The sequence below is a fragment of the Agromyces sp. NPDC055658 genome (genome assembly GCF_053618155.1).
Window position 1 is genome coordinate 1 of record NZ_JBSHHD010000005.1, and the last position, 21394, is coordinate 21394.

A 21394-nucleotide genomic window follows, 5' to 3' on the forward strand; every position below is an offset into this window, starting at 1 on the left:
ACGCCGGCTCGAGGCATCCGCCCTTCCGGCACCGCGTCAGTGCGGTGCCGCCGGCGCCCGGGTCGTAACAATGGACGATCGGCTCGGCCGGCGCGGGAGAATCGAAGGCATGGACTGGCAGACGACGGCCGACGTGGTTCCGGCGGGATTCGTGCCCGAGGCGGGCGCGCTCGCCCTGCTCGGGCGCGCGCCGGCGACCGGCGCCTGGCGCGAGGGCGACCCCGTCGGCGATCGTCGGTTCGTCGGCATCGGCGACCTCGGGCTCGAGTCGGGCGGGGTCCTGCCGGGGGTCCGCATCGCGTACGAGCAGTGGGGCACCCTGTCGGCCGAGCGCGACAACGCCGTGCTCGTGCTGCACGCGCTCACCGGCGACAGCCACGTCATCGGCGAGGCGGGCGCCGGGCATGCGAGCGCCGGGTGGTGGCACGGCGTCGTCGGGCCGGGGCTCGCCGTCGACACCGACCGGTGGTTCGTCGTCGCGCCGAACGTCGTGGGCGGCTGCCAGGGCTCGACCGGGCCCGCCTCGCTCGCCCCCGACCGCAGCGAGTGGGGGGCTCGCTTCCCGTTCCTCACCATTCGAGACCAGGTGCGGGCGCAGATCGCCTTCGCACGCTCGATCGGCATCGAGCGGTTCGCCGCCGTCATCGGCGGGTCGATGGGCGCCATGCACGTGCTCGAGTGGGCGATCGAGGCGCCCGACGCCGTCGAACGCATCGCCGTGCTGGCGGCTCCCGCGGCCACCACCGCCGACCAGATCGCGCTCAATTCCGTGCAGATCGAGGCGATCCGCACCGACCCCGCATTCCGCGCCGGCGCCTTCTACGACGCTCCCGACGGGGAGGGCCCGACGCGCGGGCTCGCGCTCGCGCGACGCATGGCGATGCTCAACTACCGCACGGCCGCCGAACTCAACGACCGGTTCGAGCGCAGCTGGCAGTCCGGTCTCGACCCGCTCGGCGGCGAGGGCCGCTTCGCGGTCGAGTCGTACCTCGACTTCCACGGCAACAAGTTCACCCGTCGGTTCGACGCGAACAGCTACATCGTGCTCACCGAGTCGATGAACTCGCACGACATCGGCCGAGGGCGAGGCGGCGTCGCCGCGGCCCTCGCCCGGGTGCAGGCCAAGAGCCTCGTGCTCGGCGTCGACAGCGACCGCTACTTCCCCCTCGCGGGGCAGGTCGAGATCGCCGCCGGCCTCGCCCGGAGCGTGCACGGTCCGACGCCCGTGGTCGTGGAGAGCGACTTCGGTCACGACGCGTTCCTCATCGAGCGCGACGCGGTCGGCGCCGAGCTCGCCCGCCTGCTCGCCGCGTGAGCGGAGGGGCCGCCGACCGGCGCGCCCGTCCGGTGCGGGCCGTGCCGGCCGTCGCGGATTCGCCGCGGAGCAGCCCATTTCGAGCCACTACTGGACTAGTGTTCGAGATGACGGGTGCCTGCGCGGGCGCGCTCGTCGTGCCGAGGGGGTGACATGAAGCGCATCCACAAGGAGCGCGATCGGCTCCTCCGCCGAATCGCGAGGATCGCCGGACTCTCCGGCGCGATCGGGGCGCTCGCGTGCATGCTCATCCCGAGCTCGGCCGGGCCGCTCGAGCTCGGAGTGGTGGTCCTGCTCGGCCTCGTCACCGCCGTCCTCGTCGTCGTGCACACCGCGCACGGCAGCGTCCCCGCGGCGCTCGGAGTGGTCGCGAGCTCGCTCGCGACCGTGGCCGTGCTCGGGTCGGCGGAGGTCGACCCGGTCGCGTTCGCCGCGATGTCGCTCACCGGCGCGGCCGCCGCGCCGTCGGTGGCGATCACGCTCATCGTGCGTCCGGGCGGCGTGCCGCTCGTCGTGTCGCTCGGCGCGCTCTCGGTGGTCGTCGCCGGCGTCATCGTGGTCAGCGGGCACACGAAGCCGACCATCATCGTCGCGACGATCGCCGGCTGGTCGGTCGGCTCGGCGATCGGCCTCGCCCTCGACCACGGCATCGCCGGCGCCGCGGCTCGCATCGACGAGATCGGCCGGGCCCACGAGGCCGAGCGCATCGCCAGCGAGACCGAGGCCCGGCAGCGGCAGGACGCCCGCGTGCTGCACGACACGGTGCTCGCGACGCTGAGCCTCCTCGCCCACTCCGGCGTCGGCGTCGGTGCCGCCGCGCTCCGGCAGCAGGCGGGCGACGACGCACGGCTGCTGAAGCAGCTCCGCCTCGGCGCCTCCCTCGACAACACCTCGAACGCGATCTTCTCGCCCGACTCCGACGAGGACCTGCTGTCGACGACGTTCGAGTCGGTCAGGCAGCGCTTCGCCCGGATGGGCCTCGATGTCAACTGGCACGGCGTCGGACAGCTCGCGCTGCCGCGCGAGACGCTCGATGCCCTGCTCGGCGCGCTCGGCGAGTGCCTCGAGAACGTGCGCCGCCATTCCGGGGTCAACGAGGCCGACGTGACCGTCAGCGACGACGACCGCACGGTTCGGGCCATGGTGACCGACGCCGGCCACGGATTCGCGCCGGAGTCCGTCGACCCGGCCCGGCTCGGCTACGCCGAGTCGGTCGTCGGCCGACTTCACACCGTCGGCGGGCGCGCCCGCATCTTCTCGTCGCCAGGCTCGGGGACGACCGTCATGCTCGAGGTGCCGAAGCCGTGACCACGGGGACGATCGAGCAGACCGGCGCCAACGGGTTCCGGCGGCCGTCGCGCACGGCGCGGGCGGTCCGCGCCGTCGGCGACGTGCGCGACCGCCACGGCGGGCGTCGACTCGCGACCGGCATCGCGGTCGCCGGCGGCGTGGTCATCCTGTGGTTCCTGGCGCGCGCGATCATCCTCGCGCCGCTCTTCCCACCGGGGCCGGGGCCGTGGCCGGCCTGGATCGCCCTCGCCGTCATCATCGGCATCGGGGTCGTCTCGCGCATCTTCTCGCGCGACCAGCCGCTGCCCGACGTGCTCTACGTCTTCCTGCTCGTCGCACTGGCCGTACCGATCTGGCTCGACGTCTCCGCGACGTGGGGGCTGCTCCACCTCGGGGTCACGCCGACGGCCGCGGCCGCGACGGGGGCCGTCCTCATGCCGGTCGCGGCGATCCGCGGCACGCGCGTGCCGCTCGCCGTCGCGATCACCACCGGCGTGGTGCTCGCCGTTGCGGCCCTCCTGCAGGCCGCGTCGGCCGGGCCGTACACGGCCACCGGCCTCGCGGTGGCCGCGGCGGCAGTGCTGCCGCTCGTGCTCGCCGTCGTCACGATCCGAGGGTTCCGCCGGCTCGTCGTGCGCGAGCTCGATCTCTCGCTCGTGCAGAGCACCGTCGCGACGCCGCCCTCCCCCGTCGGCATGCGCGCCTCGGAGGAGCTCGCGCAGCTCGATTTCGATGCCGAGACCCTGCTCGACGACGTGGGATCGGGGCGCATCGCGATCCCGCTGCCCGCCGAGGCCGCGGAGCGGGCCGGTCAGCTCGCCGCCGCGCTTCGAGCCCGTCTCATCGAGGGTCGCACCGACACCTGGCTGCGACACGCCGTGACCGAGTCCGCGTATCTGAGCGAGCACGTCGTCGTCGACGATCCCGAGGGCGCCGCCGGTTACCTCGGCAAGACGCAGCGCGACAACCTGCTGCTCGCGCTCTGGCTGCTGGGCGGCGAGCGCAGGAAGGGCCAGACGACGCCGATCTCGGTGGTCGTCACGACGTCCGACTCCGAGGTCGACGACGAAGAGCACGCGACGTCGGAAGCGGCTCGAACGGCACCGGTCGTGCTCATCGGCATCGAGATCGACGGCGTCGCACACCGACGTCTGGACGCCGCGACGTGGGACGCTATCGGTAATGTCGGAACACACGATGTCGTCGGCGGCCCCGCTGCCTTCCGCATCGACATCGAGTGCCGGGCGGACCCGACCGTCCCGGCGAGTGCGTCGGCCGCCACCGCGGCCCGTCCGAGGGGAAGCTGAATGCCCGACACCGCTCCACCGATCCGACTCGCGATCGTCGACGACCATCGAATGCTGCTCGGTGCGCTCACCGAGTGGCTGCGCGGCGCCTCGGCCGAGATCGAGCTCGTCGCGGCCGTGCCCTCGTGGTCCGAGCTGCTCGCCCACCCCGACTTCCCGGTCGACGTGGTGCTGCTCGACCTCGACCTGCGCGACAACATCCCGATCTCGCTCAAGCTCTCGATGCTGAAGTCCGCCGAAGTGCAGACGATGCTCATGAGCAACTACTCCGAACCCGCCGTCGTTCGCGAGGCGCTCAGCGCCGGTGCGATGGGCTACCTCGTCAAGTCGGAGCCCGTCGAATCGATCATCGAGGCGATCCGGTCGGCGATGCTCGGCGAGTCGTACCTGACGCCCGAGCTCGAGGCCGCGCTGCTCGACGACGGCACGGTGCCGAAGCTCTCGGCGCAGGAGCGTCGCGTGATGGCGCTCTACGGCGCCGGCCAGCCGGTCAAGGCCGTCGCCTTCCAGCTCGGCATCTCAGAGGAGACGGCGAAGAGCTATCTCAAGCGCATCCGTGAGAAGTACCGTGCCGCCGGGTACGACGTCGGCACGAAGGTCGCGCTGCGCAAGCGCGCGATCGCCGACGGCATCCTGCTGCAGTCCGACTGACGGCGGCATCCTTCATCGGTGACCTGCCCGGTGCCGCTCACCCGTTCAGACGTCGACGGCCGGGGTGGCTCCGGTCGCGTAGGGCACGTGAACACCGCGGCCGCGCAGGGCCCGGTCCATCGCGAAGCTGCAGAGCGCGAGCCCGATGCCGGCGATCGTGAGCACGAGGCCGACCCAGATCGGTGCGACGTAGCCGAAGCCGGCGGCGATCACGGTGCCGCCGAGCAGGGCGCCGAGGCTGTTGCCGATGTTCAGCGCCGAGTGGTTCAACGCAGCTGCGATCGACTGGCTGTCGCGCGCGACATCCATCAGCCTGGTCTGGATGGTCGGCGCGAGCGCCGACGAGGTCGCCCCGATGAGGAACGCGCCGACGAAGAGCCCCGCCGCGAACTGCGCGGTGAGGGCCAGCAGCGCGAGCGAGGCCGCGAGCGCCGCGAACGACAGGTACATCGTGCGACGCACGCTCCAATCGGCGAGCCGGCCGCCGACGAGGTTGCCGACCGTCATTCCGAGGCCGGTGGCGACGAGCACGAGCGGCACGGCCGCCGTCGCGAGTCCGGTGACCTCGGTCGCGAGCGGAGCGATGTAGCTGTACATGGCGAAGAAGCCGCCGAACCCGATCGCGCCGATGGCGATCGCGAACCACACCTGCGGCCGGGTGAACGCGCCGAGCTCGCGGCGCACGCTCGCCGCCGGGTCGCCGGGCTGCCACGGCACCGCGACGGCGACCGCGACGAACGTGAGCGCGAAGATCGCGGCGACGGCGAGGTAGGCCACCCGCCAGCTCGTGGCCTGCCCGAGCCACGTGATCGCGGGGACGCCGATCACATTCGCGATCGTGAGGCCCGACAGCACGAGCGCGACGCCGCGACCGCGCTTGCCGGGACCCATCAGGCTCGCGGCGACGAGCGAGGCGATTCCGAAGTACGCGCCGTGCGGGAGGGCCGAGAGGAATCGGGCGACGAGCACGAGCCCGAACGACGGCAGCACCGCCGACGCCACGGTGCCGATCGTGAACGCGGCGACGAGGGCCAGCAGCAGTCGCTTGCGCGGCCAGCGCGCGGCCACGGCCGCGATGGTCGGCGCGCCGACGACGACCCCGAGCGCGTACGCCGAGATGATCCAGCCGGCCGTCGCGTTCGCCGCGTCGGCCGATTCGGCGTGGATGCCGGGCAGGAGGTCGAGCGCGAGGTCGGGCAGCAGGCCCATCGCCACGAACTCGGTCGATCCGATGCCGAAGCCGCCGAGGGCGAGCGCGAGGAGCGCGAAACGAACGCGGGCCGGCGACAACGTCGTCGGCCCGGAGAGATCTGGGGTCACCGACCGATTCTCGCACGGATCGAATCGATTCGACAACCCGGCCGCACCGACTGCCCCGACCAGCACGCGCGCTGCGGGCGACCACCTGCGCCCGATCCGGCGCGGTGAGGTGGGACTCAGCCGTCGAGCTGGGCCTCGAGCCGCTCGAGCTTGCCGTCGATCTCACCCGTGAACCCCGGCCGGATGTCGGCCTTCAGCACGAGCGACACCCGCGACCCGTACGCCCCGACGGCCTCGGTCGCACGACGGACGACGTCGAAGACCTCGTCCCACTCCCCCTCGATCTCCGTGAACATCGACGTCGTGCGGTTCGGGAGCCCCGACTCGCGCACGATCTTCACGGCCGCCGCGACGGCGTCGTGCACCGACCCGTCTGCACGGCCCGTGCCGCTCGGCGCGACGGAGAATGCGACCAGCATGTTCGACCATCCCTCCGGCGGCACGGCCCGGCGCTCACGCGATCGTCGGCGCCCCGTCCCGCCGGGAACCAGCCTGCCACACGGCTCGCAGCGCCCAGACGAGCACGGCCACGAGCAGCACGACCTTCGCGGTGAGCAGGAAGACGAACGCGGGGTTCGCGATGAGGAGCCAGCCGTACCAGTACGGGTAGATGATCTGGGTGAACAGCGCGATCGCGGCCGCGAGCACGGCCGGCACGACGAAGCGCGACGGGCGCAGCACGAGGCCGAGCACGACGGGCGCGGCGAGCCACGTCACGAACTGCGGCGAGCCGACCTTGTTCGCGAGCATGAGCACGACCACGAACGCGAGCGAGAGCGGCGCGAGCAGGAGCCCGAGGTACGCGCCGCGACGCGCCGCGCGGATGCCGAACGCGACGACGACGAGCACCCCGACGATCATCAGCGGGGTCGTGAGCGCGGCCGCGGTCCCGGCCCCCGGGCCGGCGATCTGGAACGTCAGGATGTCACGGTCGTAGACGATCGTGACGTCCTTGGCACCGGCGACGATCCGCCACAGCCAGAACACCGCGGCGGGTGCCTCGATCTGGAGTCCGCGGCCGGCCTGCTCGGCGATGAAGCCGACGGCGTTCATGCCGGAACCGGCGAGCAGGCTCACCCCGAGGATGCCGATGCTGAGCACGACGGCGACCGTGACGACCTCGAGCCGCCGGCGCACGGCGATGACGAGCGCGGCGACGAGCGCGGCCGGCCAGACCTTCACCCAGGCGCCGATCGTGAGCAGGGTCGCCGCGACGCGCGGCCGGCCGGCGGCCCACAGCAGGCCGGTGATCGCGAACGGAACCGTCACCGCGTCGATGCGCCCGAGCGCGATGGGGCCGAGCAGCGCGATGAACGCGAGCCACCACCATGCCGCGAGCCGGCGCCGGCGCGAGAGCGCAGCGCGCCCGATCAGGATCGAGAACGCGATCGCGTCGAGCAGCACGACGATCGCGAGCCAGGTCTGCGCGACGTACGCCTCGCCGAATGCGAGCGCCGCGGACATCGGCGCGAAGGCGAGGATCGGGTAGACCCACGGGGCGTCGATGCCCATGCGCAGCCAGCCGTGCGCCGCGTTCTCCGCCCAGATCCGGTAGACGCCGGTGACGTCGCCCATCGGCAGGCCCGGCGCCTCGAGGTTCAGCCACACGACGAGGCCGTGCGCGACGATGAAGCCCACCCACAGGGCCCCGCGCCCGCCGAGCCATCGCCGGAACGCGACGCCCGTCGCCCCGCGTTCGTCCCCCGTCACGCGGAAGATCCTAGCCGAGCGTCACATTCCGCCACGCGCAGGCGTAGTGTCGGCGACATCCGCGATGCTGGATGCCACGACCACCCCGGAGGCCCCCATGACCCGACGCACCTCGTCCCGGCGCCCGTTCGCACGCACGATCGCAGCCCTGGTCGGCGCCGGCGCTGCTGCGTTCGCCCTCGTCGCCTGCGCGTCGACGGGCGCCGGCGACGACGGCACCGCCGACGACGGGCACGTCACCCCCGGCAAGCTGACGGTCGGCACCGGCGAACCGGCCTACTTCCCCTGGGTGCTCGACGACGCCCCCGAGAGCGGCAAGGGCTTCGAAGCTGCGGTCGCCTACGCCGTCGCCGACGAGCTCGGCTATGCCCGCGACGACGTCGTCTGGGTGCGCACGACCTTCGACCAGGCCATCGCGCCCGGCCCGAAGGACTTCGATCTCAACCTGCAGCAGTTCTCGATCACCGACGAGCGGGCCGAGAGCGTCGACTTCTCGTCGCCGTACTACGAGACGACCCAGGTCGTCATCACGGTCGAGGGCTCGCCCGCGTCGGGCGCGTCGTCGATCGCCGACCTCAAGCCGCTGCTCATCGGCGCGCAGACCGGCACCACGAGCTTCGACGCGATCGAGCAGGTCATCCAGCCGGCCGCCGGCGCGATGGTGTTCAACACCAACGACGACGCGAAGCTGGCGCTGCAGAGCGGCACCGTCGACGCGATCGTGGTCGACCTTCCCACCGCGTTCTACCTCACGGGGGCCGAGCTCGACGGCGGTGAGATCATCGGACAGCTGCCCGAGACCTCCGAGGGCGGCGACGAGTTCGGCATCGTGCTCGCGAAGGACTCCCCGCTCACCGCCGACGTGACGGCCGCGGTCGACGCGCTCCGCGCCGACGGCACGCTCGACGACCTCGCGGCCGAGTGGCTCGGCGGCGACGACACGGCACCGGTCCTCGAGTGAGCACGGCAGCGTGACGCGCCGCCCGGCGCGCACGGGCCGATAGCGTTGCTGTCGTGATCACCACCCCCTCCTCCGGCGACGGCGCGACCGGCGCGCCCTCCGGTACCGCCGCGGCATGGCAGCCGAGCGCGCTCGAGCTCGAGCGACGCGGGTACCGGCGCCGCCAGACGCGTCGTTCGGTGCTCATCAGCGCGCTCTCGACCGTCGTGTTCGCGGTGCTGATCGCCTGGGCGCTCATCGGCTCGCCCGGCTGGGCCGCCGTGCAGCATGCCTTCTTCGACCCCGAGGTCGCCCTCGCCTCGCTGCCGCGCATCCTCCAGGGGCTGTGGCTCAACATCCAGGTGCTCGTCGCGGCATCGATCGGCGTCATCGTCTTCGCACTGCTGCTCGCGAGCCTGCGCACCCTCCGCGGGCCGGTGTTCTTCCCGCTCCGGGCGCTCGCAGCCGGATACACCGACCTGTTCCGCGGGGTGCCGCTCATCATCGTGCTCTACCTCGTGGGCTTCGGCGTGCCGGGGCTCGACTTCTTCCCGCGCGTGCCGGTCGCGGTCTGGGGCACGATCGCGCTGATCCTCACCTACTCGGCGTACGTCTCGGAGGTGTTCCGGGCGGGCATCGAGGCCGTGCACCCCTCGCAGCGCCTCGCCGCCCGCGCCCTCGGGCTCAGCCACGGCCAGACCATGCGCCGGGTCGTGCTGCCCCAGGCCCTGCGCAAGGTGACCCCGGCGCTCATGAACGACTTCGTCGCCATGCAGAAGGACGTGGGGCTCATCTCCGTGCTCGGCGCCGTCGATGCCGTTCGCGCGGCGCAGATCGAGCAGGCGCACTACTTCAACTACACGCCGTACGTCGTGGCCGGCCTGCTCTTCGTGCTGCTCGCGTGGCCGATGATCCGGCTCACCGACTGGGTGACCGCCCGCATGCGCTCCCGCGAGCAGATCGGCAGCATCGTATGAGCGGCGGCGACCCCACGATCGTCGCCACCGACGCGACCGGCACCGTGCTGAGCCTCCGCGGCGTCCGCCGCGCCTTCGGCGAGAAGGTGGTGCTCGACGGCATCGACCTCGACGTCGCCGCGCACGAGGTCGTCGCCCTCGTGGGCGCGAGCGGCTCGGGCAAGTCGACGCTGCTCCGCACGGTCAACCTCCTCGAACCCATCGACGACGGCGTGATCCGGCTCCGCGGCGACGACGTGAGCGATCCGCGGGTCGACGCCGACGCCGTGCGGGCCCGCATCGGCGTCGTGTTCCAGCACTACAACCTGTTCCCGCACCTCAGCGTGCTCGACAACGTCGCGCTCGCCTCGCGACTGGTGCACCGGATGCCTCGCCGCGACGCCGAACGGCGCGCGCTCGAGCTGCTCGCCTCCATCGGCCTCGCCGAGCACGCCCGCGCGTTCCCCGACCGGCTCTCGGGCGGCCAGCAGCAGCGCGCCGCGATCGTGCGCGCGATCGCGACCGAACCCGAGCTGCTGCTCCTCGACGAGATCACGAGCGCGCTCGACCCCGAGCTCGTCGGCGAGGTCCTCGCGCTCGTGCGCTCGCTCGCCGAGGGCGGCACGACGATCGTGATGGCGACGCACGAGATGGCCTTCGCCCGCGAGGTGGCCGATCGCGTCGTGTTCCTCGACGGCGGTCGCATCATCGAGGCCGCGCCGCCCGCCGAGTTCTTCGGAGCGCCGCGCGAGGCCCGTACGCGCGAGTTCCTCGCGCGCTACCTCACCAGCTGACCGGGCTCACCCGAGCCGAGCCTCCCCGCGCGGGGTCCCAAGCCGGTCGCCGCCCCGATTCAGCTCGCGATCAGCTCGCCCACGACGGTCGGGACGACCGCGGCGATGTCGAGCGCGGCGACCGGGCCCCCCGCGACGGCCTCGCTCGCACGTCGCGCCGCTTCGCCGTGGATCCAGGCCGCGGTCGCCGCGAGGTTCGTGATGACGCCCGCGTCGACGGCGAGCTCGGCGTGGTGCGTCGCAACGAGGGCGCCGAGCACCCCGCCGAGCACGTCGCCGGTCCCCGCGGAGGCGAGCCAGTGCGTCGGCGCCGTCACCGCGATGCGGGAACCCGCCGGGTCGGCGATGCGCGTGACCGCGCCCTTCAGCAGCACGGCGACCCCGAGTTCGTGCGCGGCGCGTTCGGCCCACCCGCCCGGGTCGGCGCGCACCGCCTCGACCGTCGTGTCGACCTCGCGCGAGGTGAGCAGGGTCGCGAGTTCACGCGCGTGGGGCGTGATGACCGTGGGTGCCGTGTGCGTCCCGACGAGGTCGAGCGCACCCGCGTCGAGCACGACGGGCAACCGCGACGCCAGCGCGTGCTGCAGGTCGCCCTGCAGCACGAACGAACGCCGCCCCGGATCGATGCCCGAGCCGATCAGCCACGCCTGCACGCGGCCGGCGACCGTCACGGTCTCGGGCCTGCGCAGCAGCACCGCGGCACGCACGCCCCTCGGCCCGGTGTAGCGCACCATGCCGACGCCGGCCCGAGTGGCCGCCTCGACACCGAGGACCGCGGCCCCCGGGTAGTCGCTCGATCCCGTGATCACGCCGAGCACCCCGCGGGAGTACTTGTCGTCGTCGATGCGGGGTGCCCGCACCCAGCGGGCCGCGTCGGCGGCCGTCCAGTCCTGCCACTCGGTGCCCATGCTCCAACGATAGGTTGGAGGGTGATGTCTCCGACAGCCCTCGCCCCGATCAGCCTGTCCCCTCGAGTCGTCGTGTTCGACTACGGCGAGGTCATCTCGCGCGAGCCGAGCGGAGCCGACCGTGCAGCCCTCCTGGCCCGGGCGGGCGTCGAACCGGGTTCGGGCACCGCGACCGGCGCGTTCTGGTCGGCGTACTGGGCGCACCGCGACGGCCTCGACCGCGGCACGACCTCGATCGCCGACTACTGGCGGGCCGTCGCCCTCGACCTCGGTGTCGAGTGGAGCGAGATCGACGTGCACGAGCTGTGGGCGATCGACCACCGCGGGTGGCTCTCGGTCGACCCGGGAACGCTCGCGGTCGTGCACGCCCTCGCTGCCGGCGGCACCCGGCTCGCCCTGCTGTCGAACGCGGGCGCCGACTACGCGGGATGGCTTCGCCACGGCTCGTTCGCGCCGCTGTTCGAGCGCGTGTTCGTGAGCGGCGAGCTGCGCCTCGTGAAACCCGACGCCGAGATCTACGAGCACGTCATCGACGAGCTCGGCATCCAGGCATCCGACCTGCTCTTCGTCGACAACAAGTCGGAGAACGTCGAGGGCGCCCGAGCTGTGGGCGGCGACGGCCACGTCTTCACGGATGCCTCGGGGCTCGAGCGCTGGCTCCGGAGCCTCGCGTGAGCGAGGGCGACCTGCCCGCGCTCTTCCGGCCCATCACGATCCGCGGGCTCGAGATCCGCAACCGGGTGTGGGTGCCGCCGCTCTGCCAGTACTCGGTCACGGGCCGCGACGGCGCGCCCGGCGACTGGCATCTCGTGCACCTCGGCGCGATGGCGGCCGGCGGCGCCGGGCTCGTCATGGCCGAGGCCACGGCGGTGAGTCCCGAGGGACGGATCTCCGATCACGACACGGGCATCTGGGGCGACGAGCACGTCGAGGCGTGGGCGCGCATCACCCGGTTCATCCGGTCGCAGGGCGCGGCTGCGGGTCTGCAGCTCGCGCACGCGGGCCGCAAGGCCTCGGTCTGGCCCGAGCCCATGCGCCGCCGGGGCTCGCAGCCGCTCGACGAGGGCGGCTGGACGACGGTGTCGGCATCGGCGATCGCCTTCGACGGGCTGCGCGAGCCGGTCGCCCTCGACGCGGCCGGCATCGCGGGCGTCGTCGACGACTTCCGTCGAGCCGCCGCGCGCGCCGTTCGCGCGGGCTTCGACCTCGTCGAGGTGCACGCCGCCCACGGCTACCTCGTGCACCAGTTCCTCTCGCCCCTGTCGAACGGGCGCACCGACGAGTGGGGCGGAACCCTCGAGAACCGCGCCCGGCTGTTGCTCGAGGTCGTGCGCGCGGTCCGCGCCGAGATCGGCGAGGCGATGCCGCTCTTCGTGCGATTCTCGGCAACCGACTGGACCCCGGGCGGCTGGGACGAGGCGCAGACCGCGCAGGTCGCCCGCTGGGCCGAGGAGGCCGGCGCCGACTTCTTCGACGTCTCGACCGGCGGTCTCGTCGCCTCGGCCGACATCCCCGTCGGCCCCGGGTACCAGGCCCGGTTCGCCGAGTACGTCGGCGAACGATCGGATGCCCCGGTGTCGGCCGTCGGCCGCATCACGAACGCCGCGCAGGCCGAGGCGCTCGTGGCGGAGGGCCGCGCCGACGCGGTGATGCTCGGCAAGGCCATGATGCGCGACCCGCATTTCGCGATGCGGGCCGCGCACGAACTCGGTGCGGGCACCTCGATGTGGCCGAGCCAGTACCTGCGGGCTCGGCCCGAGCTCAACGACGGCGAATGGTGACGGGCGCCATCACGCGCCGCGCGTCATCGCCTCCCGCAGTCGCGCCGCCGCCTCGCTCCGCTCCGGCGACATCTCGCCGAGGGCGAAGATGTTCCCCTCGCTGTCGCTGAACCAGGCGGCACGCTCGCCGTCGAGGTCGGCGACGCCGTCGACGGTCGTGAGCCCGGGAAGGTCGTAGTCGTGGAAGACGACCCCCAGCGTCCGCAGCGCCGTCATGTCGCGGTCGAGATCGTCGGTGAACAGGTTGAACGCGGTGTTCTGCGCGGTACCGGCGTAGTCGGTGCGGTAGACCATCACCACGACGCCGCCGATCTCGTAGAAGAGCGACTCGTCGTCCTCCATCAGCGGGTCGCGGCCCAGCACGTCGTGCCACCATTGCCGCGAACGGGCGATGTCCGCGGCGGGCAGCACCGCAGACGCCATGATCTTCTCGAACATGATCTTTCCTCGGGTTCCTCGGGCCGAGCCAAGTCTACGCCTCCGATCGCGATCGAGGAGGGGACGATGCGACGTGTCGAGACGCCCGCGCCCCTATCCGCGCCGAGTCGCGTCCTGCACCTCGCCGACGAGCTCCTCGATGATGTCCTCGAGGAAGATCACGCCGCTGGTCGCGCCGTCCTCCTCGAAGGTGCGGGCGACGTGCGTGCCGAGGCGCCGCATCGTGGCGAGTGCGTCCTCGAGGTCGGTGCCGTCGAAGATCGACACGAGCCGGCGCACCCGCTTGGCCGGGATCGGATCGTCGAACTCGTCGTCGTCGAGGTCGATCACGTCTTTCAGGTGCACGTAGCCGTCGGGCTCGCCGTCGGCATCGAGGATCGGATACCGCGAGAACCCGCGGCGGGCGACCGCCCGCTCGACGTCGCCGGGCGTCGCCCCCGGCGGGAGGCTCACGAGTGCCGACACCGGCACCGCGACGTCCTTCACGCGCTTCGCGGTGAACTCGAACGCCGCAGTGAGCGTGCCGCTCGCATCGTCGAGCACGCCCTCGCGGCGCGACTGGTCGACGATCGTCTGCACCTCCTCGAGCGTGAACGTCGAGTTGGCCTCGTTCTTCGGCTGGACGCCGAACAGCCGCAGCACCCCGTTCGCCGTCGCGTTGAGCGCGACGATGATCGGCTTGAAGATGCGCGCCAGGAACACGAGCGGCGGCGCGAGCAGGAGCACCGCCTTGTCGGGCACCGAGAAGGAGAGGTTCTTCGGCACCATCTCGCCGAACACGACGTGCAGGTACGAGACGAGCACGAGCGTCACCACGAACGCGACCGTCGCCACGACCTCCTCCGACCACCCGGTGAGGTGCAGCGGCACCTCGAGCAGGTGGTGGATCGCGGGCTCCGAGACGTTCAGGATGAGCAGCGAGCAGACCGTGATGCCGAGCTGGCTCATCGCGAGCATGAGCGTCGCGTGCTCCATGGCCCAGAGCGCCGTCTTGGCGCTGCGTCGCCCCCCGTCGGCGAGCGGCTCGATCTGCGAGCGGCGCGCCGAGATGACGGCGAACTCCGCGCCGACGAAGAAGGCGTTCGCGATGAGGAGCACCACGAGCCAGACGATTCCGATCCAGTCGCTCATCGACCCGCCTCCTCGTCGTCGCCGGGCTCGGCGGGCACGGGCTTCGGCACGAACCGCAACCGGTCGATGCGCCGGCCGTCGAGCCGTTGCACGACGAGCGTGCCCTCGTCGATCGTCACCTCGTCGCCGACGACGGGCAGCCGCCCGAGCGCCGACATCACGAATCCGGCGACGGTCTCGTAGTCGCCGTTCTCGGGCACGTGGATGCCGGTGCGCTCCTCGAGCTCGTCGGGACGCAGGATGCCCGGGAAGCTCACGACGTCGCCGCGGCGCACGATGCCCGCGCGTGTGCGGTCGTGCTCGTCGGCCACCTCGCCGACGAGCTCCTCCACGAGGTCCTCGAGTGTCGCGACGCCCGCGGTCCCGCCGTACTCGTCGACCACGACCGCCATCTGGAATCCGCGTCCGCGGAGCTCGCCGAGCAGCGCGTCGAGCTTGATCGTCTCGGGCACCCGCAGCGCGTCGGACTGGAGGGCCGAGGCCGGCACGTCGCTCCGCCGCTCGCGCGGCACCGCGACGGCCTGCTTGACGTGCACCACGCCGACGATGTCGTCGAGATTCTCGTCGTAGACGGGGAAGCGCGAGAACCCGGTCTGCCGGGCCAGCTCGAGCACGGCCTCGGCGGGCTCGAGGCGCTGCACGGCGGCGACCCTGGGCCTCGGCGTCATGACGTCGGATGCGTCGTGGTCGGCGAACCTCAACGTGCGACCGAGCAGCGTGGCGGTGTCCGCTTCGAGCAGCCCGGCGCTTGCGGAGCGCCGGACGAGCGACGACAGCTCCTCGGCCGAGCGCGCCCCCGAGAGCTCCTCCTTCGGCTCGATGCCGATCGCCCGGAGGAGCGCATTCGCGCTGCCGTTGAGCAGGACCACGGCCGGCCGGAACACCCAGGTGAACGCCGCCTGGAACGGGATCACCAGCTTCGCAGTGGCGAGCGGGAGGGCGAGCGCGAAGTTCTTCGGAACGAGCTCGCCGAGCACCATCGACAGCAGCGTCGCGACCACGACCGCGGTGGTCGCCCCGACCGGCCGGACGAGTGCCTCGGGCAGCCCGGCCGCCGTGAGCGGACCTGCGAGCAGCGACGAGATCGCAGGCTCCATCGTGTAGCCGGTGAGCAGCGTCGTGAGGGTGATGCCGAGCTGTGCGCTCGACAGGTGGGTCGAGGTGATCTTCAGCGCGGCGATCGTCATGCCGAGCCGGCTCTCGCCGCGCTCGCGGCGAGCCTCGAGGTCGGCGCGATCGAGATTCACGAGTGCGAACTCGCTCGCAACGAACAAGCCCGTGCCGATCGTGAGGAGGAATCCGATGCCGAGGAGTATCCACTCAGACAACGCGACCTCCCCGAACGGTCACGGGCGAGGGTCTATGGCCGGGCGTAGTCGCAGAGGGAGGATCGTCCATTGTCGATCCAGTATATCGGCGACGACGCGGGTATCCCGGGCGAACCGCACCGAAGCGCGGCGCAGCGGCCTACCAGCTGACCGGCAGCGCCTTGCCCTCCTCGTAGCCGGCCGCCGACTGGATGCCGACGAGCGCGCGCTCGCGGAACTCGTCGAGCGTGCGGGCGCCGGCGTAGGTGAACGAGCTGCGCACGCCCGAGGTGATCATGTCGAGCAGGTCCTCGAGCGACGGGCGCAGGGGATCGAGGTAGATCGACGACGACGAGATCCCCTCGGCGAAGAGCTCCTTGCGGGCGAGGTCGTACGCGGAGAGCCGGTCGAACCGCTCGCGCACCGCCTTCGTCGACGCCATGCCCCAGCTCTCCTTGAACAGGCGACCCGACGTGTCGCGCCGGAGCGTGCCGGGCGCCTCGATCGTGCCGGCGAACCACGAGCCGATCATGACCGACGAGGCGCCCGCGGCGAGCGCGAGCGCCACGTCGCGCGGATAGCGCACGCCGCCGTCGGCCCAGACCCGCGCGCCGAGCTCGCGGGCCGCCTCGGCCGTCTCGAGCACCGCCGAGAACTGCGGGCGGCCGACGGCCGTCATCATGCGCGTCGTGCACATCGCGCCCGGTCCGACACCGACCTTCAGCACGTCGGCGCCCGCCTCGACGAGGTCGGCGACCGCGCCCTCGGTGACGATGTTGCCCGCGACGATCGGCAGCCCCAGGTCGAGATCGCGCACGATCGACACCGCGCGCACCATGCCCTCCTGGTGCCCGTGCGCGGTGTCGACGACGAGCATGTCGACCCCGGCCGCGGCGAGCGCCGTCGCCTTCGCCGCGACGTCGCCGTTGATGCCGACCGCGGCGGCGACCCGGAGCCGACCGTCGGCATCGACGTTCGGCGAGTAGATCGTTCCGCGCAGGGCGCTGCGCCGGCTCAGCGTGCCGACCACCCGGCCGTGCTGCAGCACGGGGGCGAACTCGAGGTCGGCATCGACCATGAGATCGAACGCGCGACGCGGGGTGTCGACGTCCTCGGCGTCGAGCGACGGGATGCCGCCGTGCACGAGGTCGCCGAGCCGGGCGTCGGGAAGGGCGGTCGCGAGACGCGTGGCCACGAGGCATCCCGCATAATCGCCCCTCTCGTCGTGCAGCACGATGCCGTGGCCGTCGACGGGCGGAATCGCCTCGAGCGCCTCCGCGACCGTCGTGCCCGGCGCGAACGAGTGCGGCGTGTCGAACGCCGGCGACTGCGCCTTCACCCATCGGATCGACTCCGCCAGGTCTTGCAGGTGGAGGTCCTGCGGGAGGACCCCGATGCCGCCGCGGCGGGCGAGCGTCGCGGCGAGGCGGGGCCCAGTGATGGAGTTCATGTTGGCCGACACGATCGGCACCGACGCACCGGAACCGTCGTCGGGTGCGAGCGAGACGTCGAGCCGGCTCGTGACCCCCGAGCGGCTCGGAACGAGGAACACGTCGGAGTAGGTGAGGTCGTGCGTCGGCGCGGTTCGGTAGAACTCCATGCCCCCAGCGTAGGCGGCGCGCGACGACGTGCGCCGGGCGCCGCGCGCGGGGTTTAGGCTTGTGTGGGTGATCGGCCACGTTCGCGTGCGCGGCCGGGTCGATCTCCGCAAACCAGCATCAACGGAGAGAGTGGGCGAGAGGCTGTGTCGAGCCAATTGACCGGGGCGGGAGCCGACGAGACGGCGTCGGGCGAATACGGGGCCAATGAGTGGCTCGTCGACGAGATGTACGAGAAGTACCTCGCCGACCCCGAATCGGTCGACAAGACCTGGTGGCCGGTGCTCGAGCAGTACCACCGCGTGCAGACCGACGGCGGTGCCGCGTCGAACGGCGTCGGAGCCGAAGCGCCCGCGCCGGCCGGACCGGCCGCTTCCGCGCAGCCGGATGCGCCGACCCAGACGGGCGCCGAGCCGGCGGCCCCCGCCGCCGATGCCCCTGCGCAGCCCGCGCCGGCGACCGCGCCGATCCCCGTGATCGGCCAGACCCCCGCGGCACGGACCACCTCCGTCGCGCCGCGCACCCAGCCGGTTCCGGCCGACGTGCCCGTCACGAGCCCGCAGCCGGTCGTCGCCGAGGCCCCCGAGGAAGACCAGGTCGTCACCCTCAAGGGCATGCCGAAGGCCCTCGCCGCGAACATGGACGCGTCGCTCACCGTGCCGACCGCGACGAGCGTGCGCACCGTGCCGGCGAAGCTCATGATCGACAACCGCATCGTGATCAACAACCACCTGCGGCGCACCCGCGGCGGCAAGATCAGCTTCACCCACCTCATCGGCTGGGCGCTCATCCAGGCGCTCAAGGACTTCCCGAGCCAGAACGTCTACTACTCCGAGGTCGACGGCAAGCCGAGCCTCGTGAAGCCCGCGCACATCGGCCTCGGCATCGCGATCGACATCCCGAAGCCCGACGGCACCCGTGCGCTCCTCGTGCCCGCGATCAAGCGCGCCGAGACGATGACGTTCAACGAGTACCTGACCGCCTACGAAGACCTCGTCTCGCGGGCCCGCCAGAACAAGCTCAAGGCCGACGACTTCTCGGGCGCCACGATCTCGCTCACGAACCCCGGCGGCATCGGCACCGTGCACTCGGTGCCCCGCCTCATGAAGGGCCAGGGCTGCATCATCGGTGCGGGCGCCCTCGAGTACCCGGCCGAATTCCAGGGCGCGAGCGAGAAGACGCTCGCCAACCTCGCGATCGGCAAGACCATCACCCTCACGTCGACCTACGACCACCGGGTCATCCAGGGCGCCGGCTCGGGCGAGTTCCTGAAGAAGGTCCACGAGCTGCTGATCGGCCAGCGCGACTTCTACGAGGGCATCTTCGCCGCGCTCCGCCTCCCCTACGAGCCCATCCGATGGGCGCCCGACATCGCCGTCGACGTCGCGAGCGCGATCGACAAGACCGCCCGCGTGCAGGAGCTCATCAACTCGTTCCGCGTCCGCGGTCACATGATGGCCGACACCGACCCGCTCGAGTACGTGCAGCGCTCGCACCCCGACCTCGACATCGCGACCCACGGGCTCACCTTCTGGGACCTCGACCGCGAGTTCGTCACCGGCGGCTTCGGCGCCAAGCGCAAGGCGCTGCTGCGCGACATCCTCGGCGTCCTGCGCGACTCGTACTGCCGCACCATCGGCATCGAGTACATGCACATCCAGGACCCGGTGCAGCGCCAGTGGATCCAGAACGAGGTCGAGCGCCCGTACGAGAAGCCGACGCACGACGAGCAGATGCGCATCCTGCGCAAGCTCAACGAGGCCGAGGCGTTCGAGACCTTCCTGCAGACGAAGTACGTCGGCCAGAAGCGATTCAGCCTCGAGGGCGGCGAGTCCGTCATCGCCCTCCTCGACGAGATCCTCCAGGGTGCCGCGAAAGAGGGCCTCGACGAGGTCGCCATCGGCATGGCCCACCGCGGGCGGCTCAACGTGCTCACCAACATCGCCGGCAAGACGTACGGCCAGGTGTTCCGCGAGTTCGAGGGCACGGCGTCGGCGCACGGCTCCGGCGACGTGAAGTACCACCTCGGCACCGAGGGCACCTTCACCGCCGACGACGGACACCAGGTGCCCGTCTCGCTCGCGGCGAACCCCTCGCACCTCGAGGCCGTCGACGGCGTGCTCGAGGGCATCGTGCGCGCGAAGCAGGACCGCAAGCCGATCGGCACCTTCTCGACCCTGCCGATCCTCGTGCACGGCGACGCAGCCATGGCCGGCCAGGGCGTCGTCGTCGAGACGATGCAGATGTCGCAGCTGCGCGGCTACCGCACCGGCGGCACCATCCACGTCAACATCAACAACCAGGTCGGCTTCACGACGGTGCCGGGCGACGCCCGCTCGTCGATCTACTCGACCGACGTCGCCAAGACCATCCAGGCGCCCATCTTCCACGTGAACGGCGACGACCCCGAGGCCGTCGTGCGGGTGGCCGAGCTCGCGTTCCGATACCGCCAGGAGTTCAAGCGCGATGTCGTCATCGACCTCGTCTGCTACCGCCGCCGCGGCCACAACGAGGGCGACGACCCCTCGATGACGCAGCCGCTCATGTACAACCTGATCGAGGCCAAGCGCAGCGTCCGCAAGCTCTACACCGAGGCGCTCGTCGGTCGCGGCGACATCACCGAGGCCGAGTACGAAGAGGCGCACCGCGACTTCCAGGACCGGATGGAGCGCGCCTTCGCCGAGACGCACGCGGTGCAGACGGGCGCGATCGACGTGGTCGGCGCGACCGCACAGGTGCACCCGCCCGAGCCCGCCACCGGCGAGCTCGAGACCACCGGCGTCTCGCTCGAGGTCGTGCACGCCATCGGCGACGCCTTCAACAACAAGCCCGCCGGATTCACGGTGCACCCGAAGATCCAGCAGCTGCTGCAGAAGCGCCACGACATGAGCCGCAACGGCAACATCGACTGGGGCTTCGGCGAGCTGCTCGCGCTCGGATCACTGCTCGTCGAGGGCACGCCGGTGCGCTTCGCCGGCCAGGACGCCCGCCGCGGCACGTTCGTGCAGCGCCATGCGGTGCTCCACGACCGCGTGAACGGCCAGGAGTGGCTGCCGCTGCAGAACCTCGCCGAGAACCAGGCCCGCTTCTGGATCTACGACTCGCTCCTCAGCGAGTACGCGGCCATGGGCTTCGAGTACGGCTACTCGGTCGAGCGGGCCGACGCGCTCGTCCTGTGGGAGGCGCAGTTCGGCGACTTCGCGAACGGCGCGCAGACCATCATCGACGAGTTCATCTCCTCGGCCGAGCAGAAGTGGGGCCAGCGCTCGAGCGTCGTGCTGCTGCTCCCCCACGGCTACGAGGGCCAGGGCCCCGACCATTCGAGCGCCCGCATCGAGCGCTACCTGCAGCTCTGCGCCGAGAACAACATGACGGTCGCGCGCCCCTCGACGCCCGCATCGTACTTCCACCTGCTGCGCCGGCAGGCGTACGCCCGTCCGCGGAAGCCTCTCGTGGTCTTCACGCCCAAGGCGATGCTGCGCCTGCGCGGTGCGACGAGCCCGGTCGACGACTTCACGCAGGGCAAGTTCGAGCCGGTGATCGACGATGCGCGCATCACCGATCGCTCGAAGGTCAAGCGCGTCGTCTTCGTTTCGGGCAAGATCTACTACGACCTGATCGCCGAGCTCGACAAGCAGCAGAACACCGAGGTCGCCGTCGTCCGCGTCGAGCAGCTCTACCCGCTGCCGGCCGTCGAGCTGAAGGCCGTCGTCGACGCCTACCCCGACGCCGAACTCATGTGGGCGCAGGACGAGCCCGAGAACCAGGGCGCCTGGCCGTACTTCATCATCGAGACGAACAAGCTCGGGCCGCGCCCCGTCGAGGTCGTCGCCCGACAGCCCGCGGCGTCGCCCGCGACCGGGTCGGCCAAGCGCCACGCGGCCGAGCAGGCCGAGCTGGTGCGCCGGGCCACCACGCTCTAGCCGATCGGCCGGTACGACGAAGCGG

At 71.8% G+C, this 21394-nt stretch carries 18 protein-coding genes; 10 read left to right on the forward strand and 8 right to left on the reverse strand.

The genetic code is table 11. The annotated features are described in order from the left end of the window. Nucleotides 1–109 precede the first annotated feature (109 nt). From metX to ACWGPE_RS03860, 4 genes are all read left to right on the forward strand, one after another. The gene (gene metX, locus ACWGPE_RS03845) at nucleotides 110–1315 is read left to right on the forward strand and encodes a homoserine O-acetyltransferase MetX (RefSeq protein ID WP_231431517.1); all 1206 of its coding nucleotides are present in this window, start codon (nucleotides 110–112) and stop codon (nucleotides 1313–1315) included. Nucleotides 1316–1468: 153 nt separating this feature from the next. Then, nucleotides 1469–2623 carry a sensor histidine kinase gene (locus ACWGPE_RS03850; RefSeq protein ID WP_231431518.1) on the forward strand — a complete coding sequence of 385 codons (1155 nt, stop codon included), beginning with the start codon at nucleotides 1469–1471 and terminating at the stop codon, nucleotides 2621–2623. Beyond that, nucleotides 2620–3912 carry a hypothetical protein gene (locus ACWGPE_RS03855; RefSeq protein WP_231431519.1) on the forward strand — a complete coding sequence of 431 codons (1293 nt, stop codon included), beginning with the start codon at nucleotides 2620–2622 and terminating at the stop codon, nucleotides 3910–3912. The genes ACWGPE_RS03850 and ACWGPE_RS03855 overlap by 4 nt, the downstream gene beginning before the upstream one ends. After that, the gene (locus ACWGPE_RS03860) at nucleotides 3913–4563 is read left to right on the forward strand and encodes a response regulator transcription factor (protein ID WP_231431520.1); all 651 of its coding nucleotides are present in this window, start codon (nucleotides 3913–3915) and stop codon (nucleotides 4561–4563) included. Nucleotides 4564–4608: 45 nt separating this feature from the next. Here ACWGPE_RS03860 and ACWGPE_RS03865 read toward each other — a convergent pair whose 3' ends face one another. From ACWGPE_RS03865 to ACWGPE_RS03875, 3 genes are all read right to left on the reverse strand, one after another. Next, nucleotides 4609–5883: an MFS transporter gene (locus tag ACWGPE_RS03865; RefSeq protein ID WP_231431521.1), complete on the reverse strand. Its 1275-nt coding sequence runs from the start codon at nucleotides 5881–5883 to the stop codon at nucleotides 4609–4611. A gap of 116 nt (nucleotides 5884–5999) precedes the next feature. Next, nucleotides 6000–6302, reverse strand: a complete 303-nt coding sequence (locus tag ACWGPE_RS03870) for a thiamine-binding protein (RefSeq protein WP_231431522.1) — start codon at nucleotides 6300–6302, stop codon at nucleotides 6000–6002. A 34-nt stretch (nucleotides 6303–6336) separates the two neighbouring features. After that, nucleotides 6337–7593 (reverse strand): glycosyltransferase 87 family protein, encoded by a 1257-nt coding sequence (locus ACWGPE_RS03875; RefSeq protein WP_275506629.1) that lies wholly within the window; start codon nucleotides 7591–7593, stop codon nucleotides 6337–6339. A 97-nt stretch (nucleotides 7594–7690) separates the two neighbouring features. Here ACWGPE_RS03875 and ACWGPE_RS03880 point away from each other — a divergent pair, with 97 nt between their 5' ends. The 3 genes from ACWGPE_RS03880 to ACWGPE_RS03890 are packed head-to-tail and all read left to right on the forward strand — an operon-like array spanning nucleotide 7691 to nucleotide 10283. After that, entirely contained in the window at nucleotides 7691–8554 is an 864-nt protein-coding gene (locus tag ACWGPE_RS03880; RefSeq protein ID WP_275506628.1) for an ABC transporter substrate-binding protein, read from the forward strand. Between the two features lie 53 nt (nucleotides 8555–8607). Further along, nucleotides 8608–9510, forward strand: coding sequence for an amino acid ABC transporter permease (locus ACWGPE_RS03885; protein ID WP_376931135.1), 903 nt, complete (start codon nucleotides 8608–8610; stop codon nucleotides 9508–9510). After that, on the forward strand, nucleotides 9507–10283 hold the full coding sequence (locus ACWGPE_RS03890; RefSeq protein WP_231431525.1) for an amino acid ABC transporter ATP-binding protein: 777 nt from the start codon (nucleotides 9507–9509) through the stop codon (nucleotides 10281–10283). The genes ACWGPE_RS03885 and ACWGPE_RS03890 overlap by 4 nt, the downstream gene beginning before the upstream one ends. Before the next feature lie 59 nt (nucleotides 10284–10342). On the opposite strand, the gene ACWGPE_RS03895 is transcribed toward ACWGPE_RS03890, so the two are convergent. Further along, the gene (locus tag ACWGPE_RS03895; RefSeq protein ID WP_452048182.1) at nucleotides 10343–11191 is read right to left on the reverse strand and encodes an ADP-dependent NAD(P)H-hydrate dehydratase; all 849 of its coding nucleotides are present in this window, start codon (nucleotides 11189–11191) and stop codon (nucleotides 10343–10345) included. 24 nt (nucleotides 11192–11215) lie between these two features. Here ACWGPE_RS03895 and ACWGPE_RS03900 point away from each other — a divergent pair, with 24 nt between their 5' ends. Both ACWGPE_RS03900 and ACWGPE_RS03905 read left to right on the forward strand, forming a co-directional pair. Beyond that, the gene (locus ACWGPE_RS03900) at nucleotides 11216–11866 is read left to right on the forward strand and encodes an HAD family hydrolase (protein WP_275506626.1); all 651 of its coding nucleotides are present in this window, start codon (nucleotides 11216–11218) and stop codon (nucleotides 11864–11866) included. 11 nt (nucleotides 11867–11877) lie between these two features. Next, nucleotides 11878–12972 carry an NADH:flavin oxidoreductase/NADH oxidase gene (locus ACWGPE_RS03905; protein ID WP_231432366.1) on the forward strand — a complete coding sequence of 365 codons (1095 nt, stop codon included), beginning with the start codon at nucleotides 11878–11880 and terminating at the stop codon, nucleotides 12970–12972. Nucleotides 12973–12981: 9 nt separating this feature from the next. Here the strand turns inward: ACWGPE_RS03905 and ACWGPE_RS03910 are convergent, their stop codons facing one another. From ACWGPE_RS03910 to guaB1, 4 genes are all read right to left on the reverse strand, one after another. After that, nucleotides 12982–13410: a VOC family protein gene (locus ACWGPE_RS03910; protein WP_231431528.1), complete on the reverse strand. Its 429-nt coding sequence runs from the start codon at nucleotides 13408–13410 to the stop codon at nucleotides 12982–12984. A 93-nt stretch (nucleotides 13411–13503) separates the two neighbouring features. Next, the gene (locus ACWGPE_RS03915; protein ID WP_231431529.1) at nucleotides 13504–14541 is read right to left on the reverse strand and encodes a hemolysin family protein; all 1038 of its coding nucleotides are present in this window, start codon (nucleotides 14539–14541) and stop codon (nucleotides 13504–13506) included. Next, on the reverse strand, nucleotides 14538–15869 hold the full coding sequence (locus ACWGPE_RS03920) for a hemolysin family protein (protein WP_231431530.1): 1332 nt from the start codon (nucleotides 15867–15869) through the stop codon (nucleotides 14538–14540). Before ACWGPE_RS03920 ends, ACWGPE_RS03915 begins: the two co-directional genes overlap by 4 nt. 139 nt (nucleotides 15870–16008) lie before the next feature. Next, a complete protein-coding gene (guaB1, locus tag ACWGPE_RS03925) occupies nucleotides 16009–17448 on the reverse strand; it encodes a GMP reductase (protein ID WP_376931137.1) in 1440 nt (479 codons plus the stop codon). Between the two features lie 144 nt (nucleotides 17449–17592). On the opposite strand from guaB1, the gene ACWGPE_RS03930 reads away from it, so the two are divergent. Then, the gene (locus tag ACWGPE_RS03930; protein WP_231431532.1) at nucleotides 17593–21369 is read left to right on the forward strand and encodes a multifunctional oxoglutarate decarboxylase/oxoglutarate dehydrogenase thiamine pyrophosphate-binding subunit/dihydrolipoyllysine-residue succinyltransferase subunit; all 3777 of its coding nucleotides are present in this window, start codon (nucleotides 17593–17595) and stop codon (nucleotides 21367–21369) included. Nucleotides 21370–21394 lie beyond the last annotated feature (25 nt).

Bases quoted from the DNA above. Each gene is read 5' to 3' on its own strand.
- metX (WP_231431517.1), top strand. From the start codon at position 110: ATGGACTGGCAGACGACGGCCGACGTGGTTCCGGCGGGATTCGTGCCC.
- ACWGPE_RS03850 (WP_231431518.1), top strand. From the start codon at position 1,469: ATGAAGCGCATCCACAAGGAGCGCGATCGGCTCCTCCGCCGAATCGCG.
- ACWGPE_RS03860 (WP_231431520.1), top strand. From the start codon at position 3,913: ATGCCCGACACCGCTCCACCGATCCGACTCGCGATCGTCGACGACCAT.
- ACWGPE_RS03870 (WP_231431522.1), bottom strand. From the start codon at position 6,302: ATGCTGGTCGCATTCTCCGTCGCGCCGAGCGGCACGGGCCGTGCAGAC.
- ACWGPE_RS03880 (WP_275506628.1), top strand. From the start codon at position 7,691: ATGACCCGACGCACCTCGTCCCGGCGCCCGTTCGCACGCACGATCGCA.
- ACWGPE_RS03890 (WP_231431525.1), top strand. From the start codon at position 9,507: ATGAGCGGCGGCGACCCCACGATCGTCGCCACCGACGCGACCGGCACC.
- ACWGPE_RS03895 (WP_452048182.1), bottom strand. From the start codon at position 11,191: ATGGGCACCGAGTGGCAGGACTGGACGGCCGCCGACGCGGCCCGCTGG.
- ACWGPE_RS03900 (WP_275506626.1), top strand. From the start codon at position 11,216: ATGTCTCCGACAGCCCTCGCCCCGATCAGCCTGTCCCCTCGAGTCGTC.
- ACWGPE_RS03910 (WP_231431528.1), bottom strand. From the start codon at position 13,410: ATGTTCGAGAAGATCATGGCGTCTGCGGTGCTGCCCGCCGCGGACATC.
- ACWGPE_RS03915 (WP_231431529.1), bottom strand. From the start codon at position 14,541: ATGAGCGACTGGATCGGAATCGTCTGGCTCGTGGTGCTCCTCATCGCG.
- guaB1 (WP_376931137.1), bottom strand. From the start codon at position 17,448: ATGGAGTTCTACCGAACCGCGCCGACGCACGACCTCACCTACTCCGAC.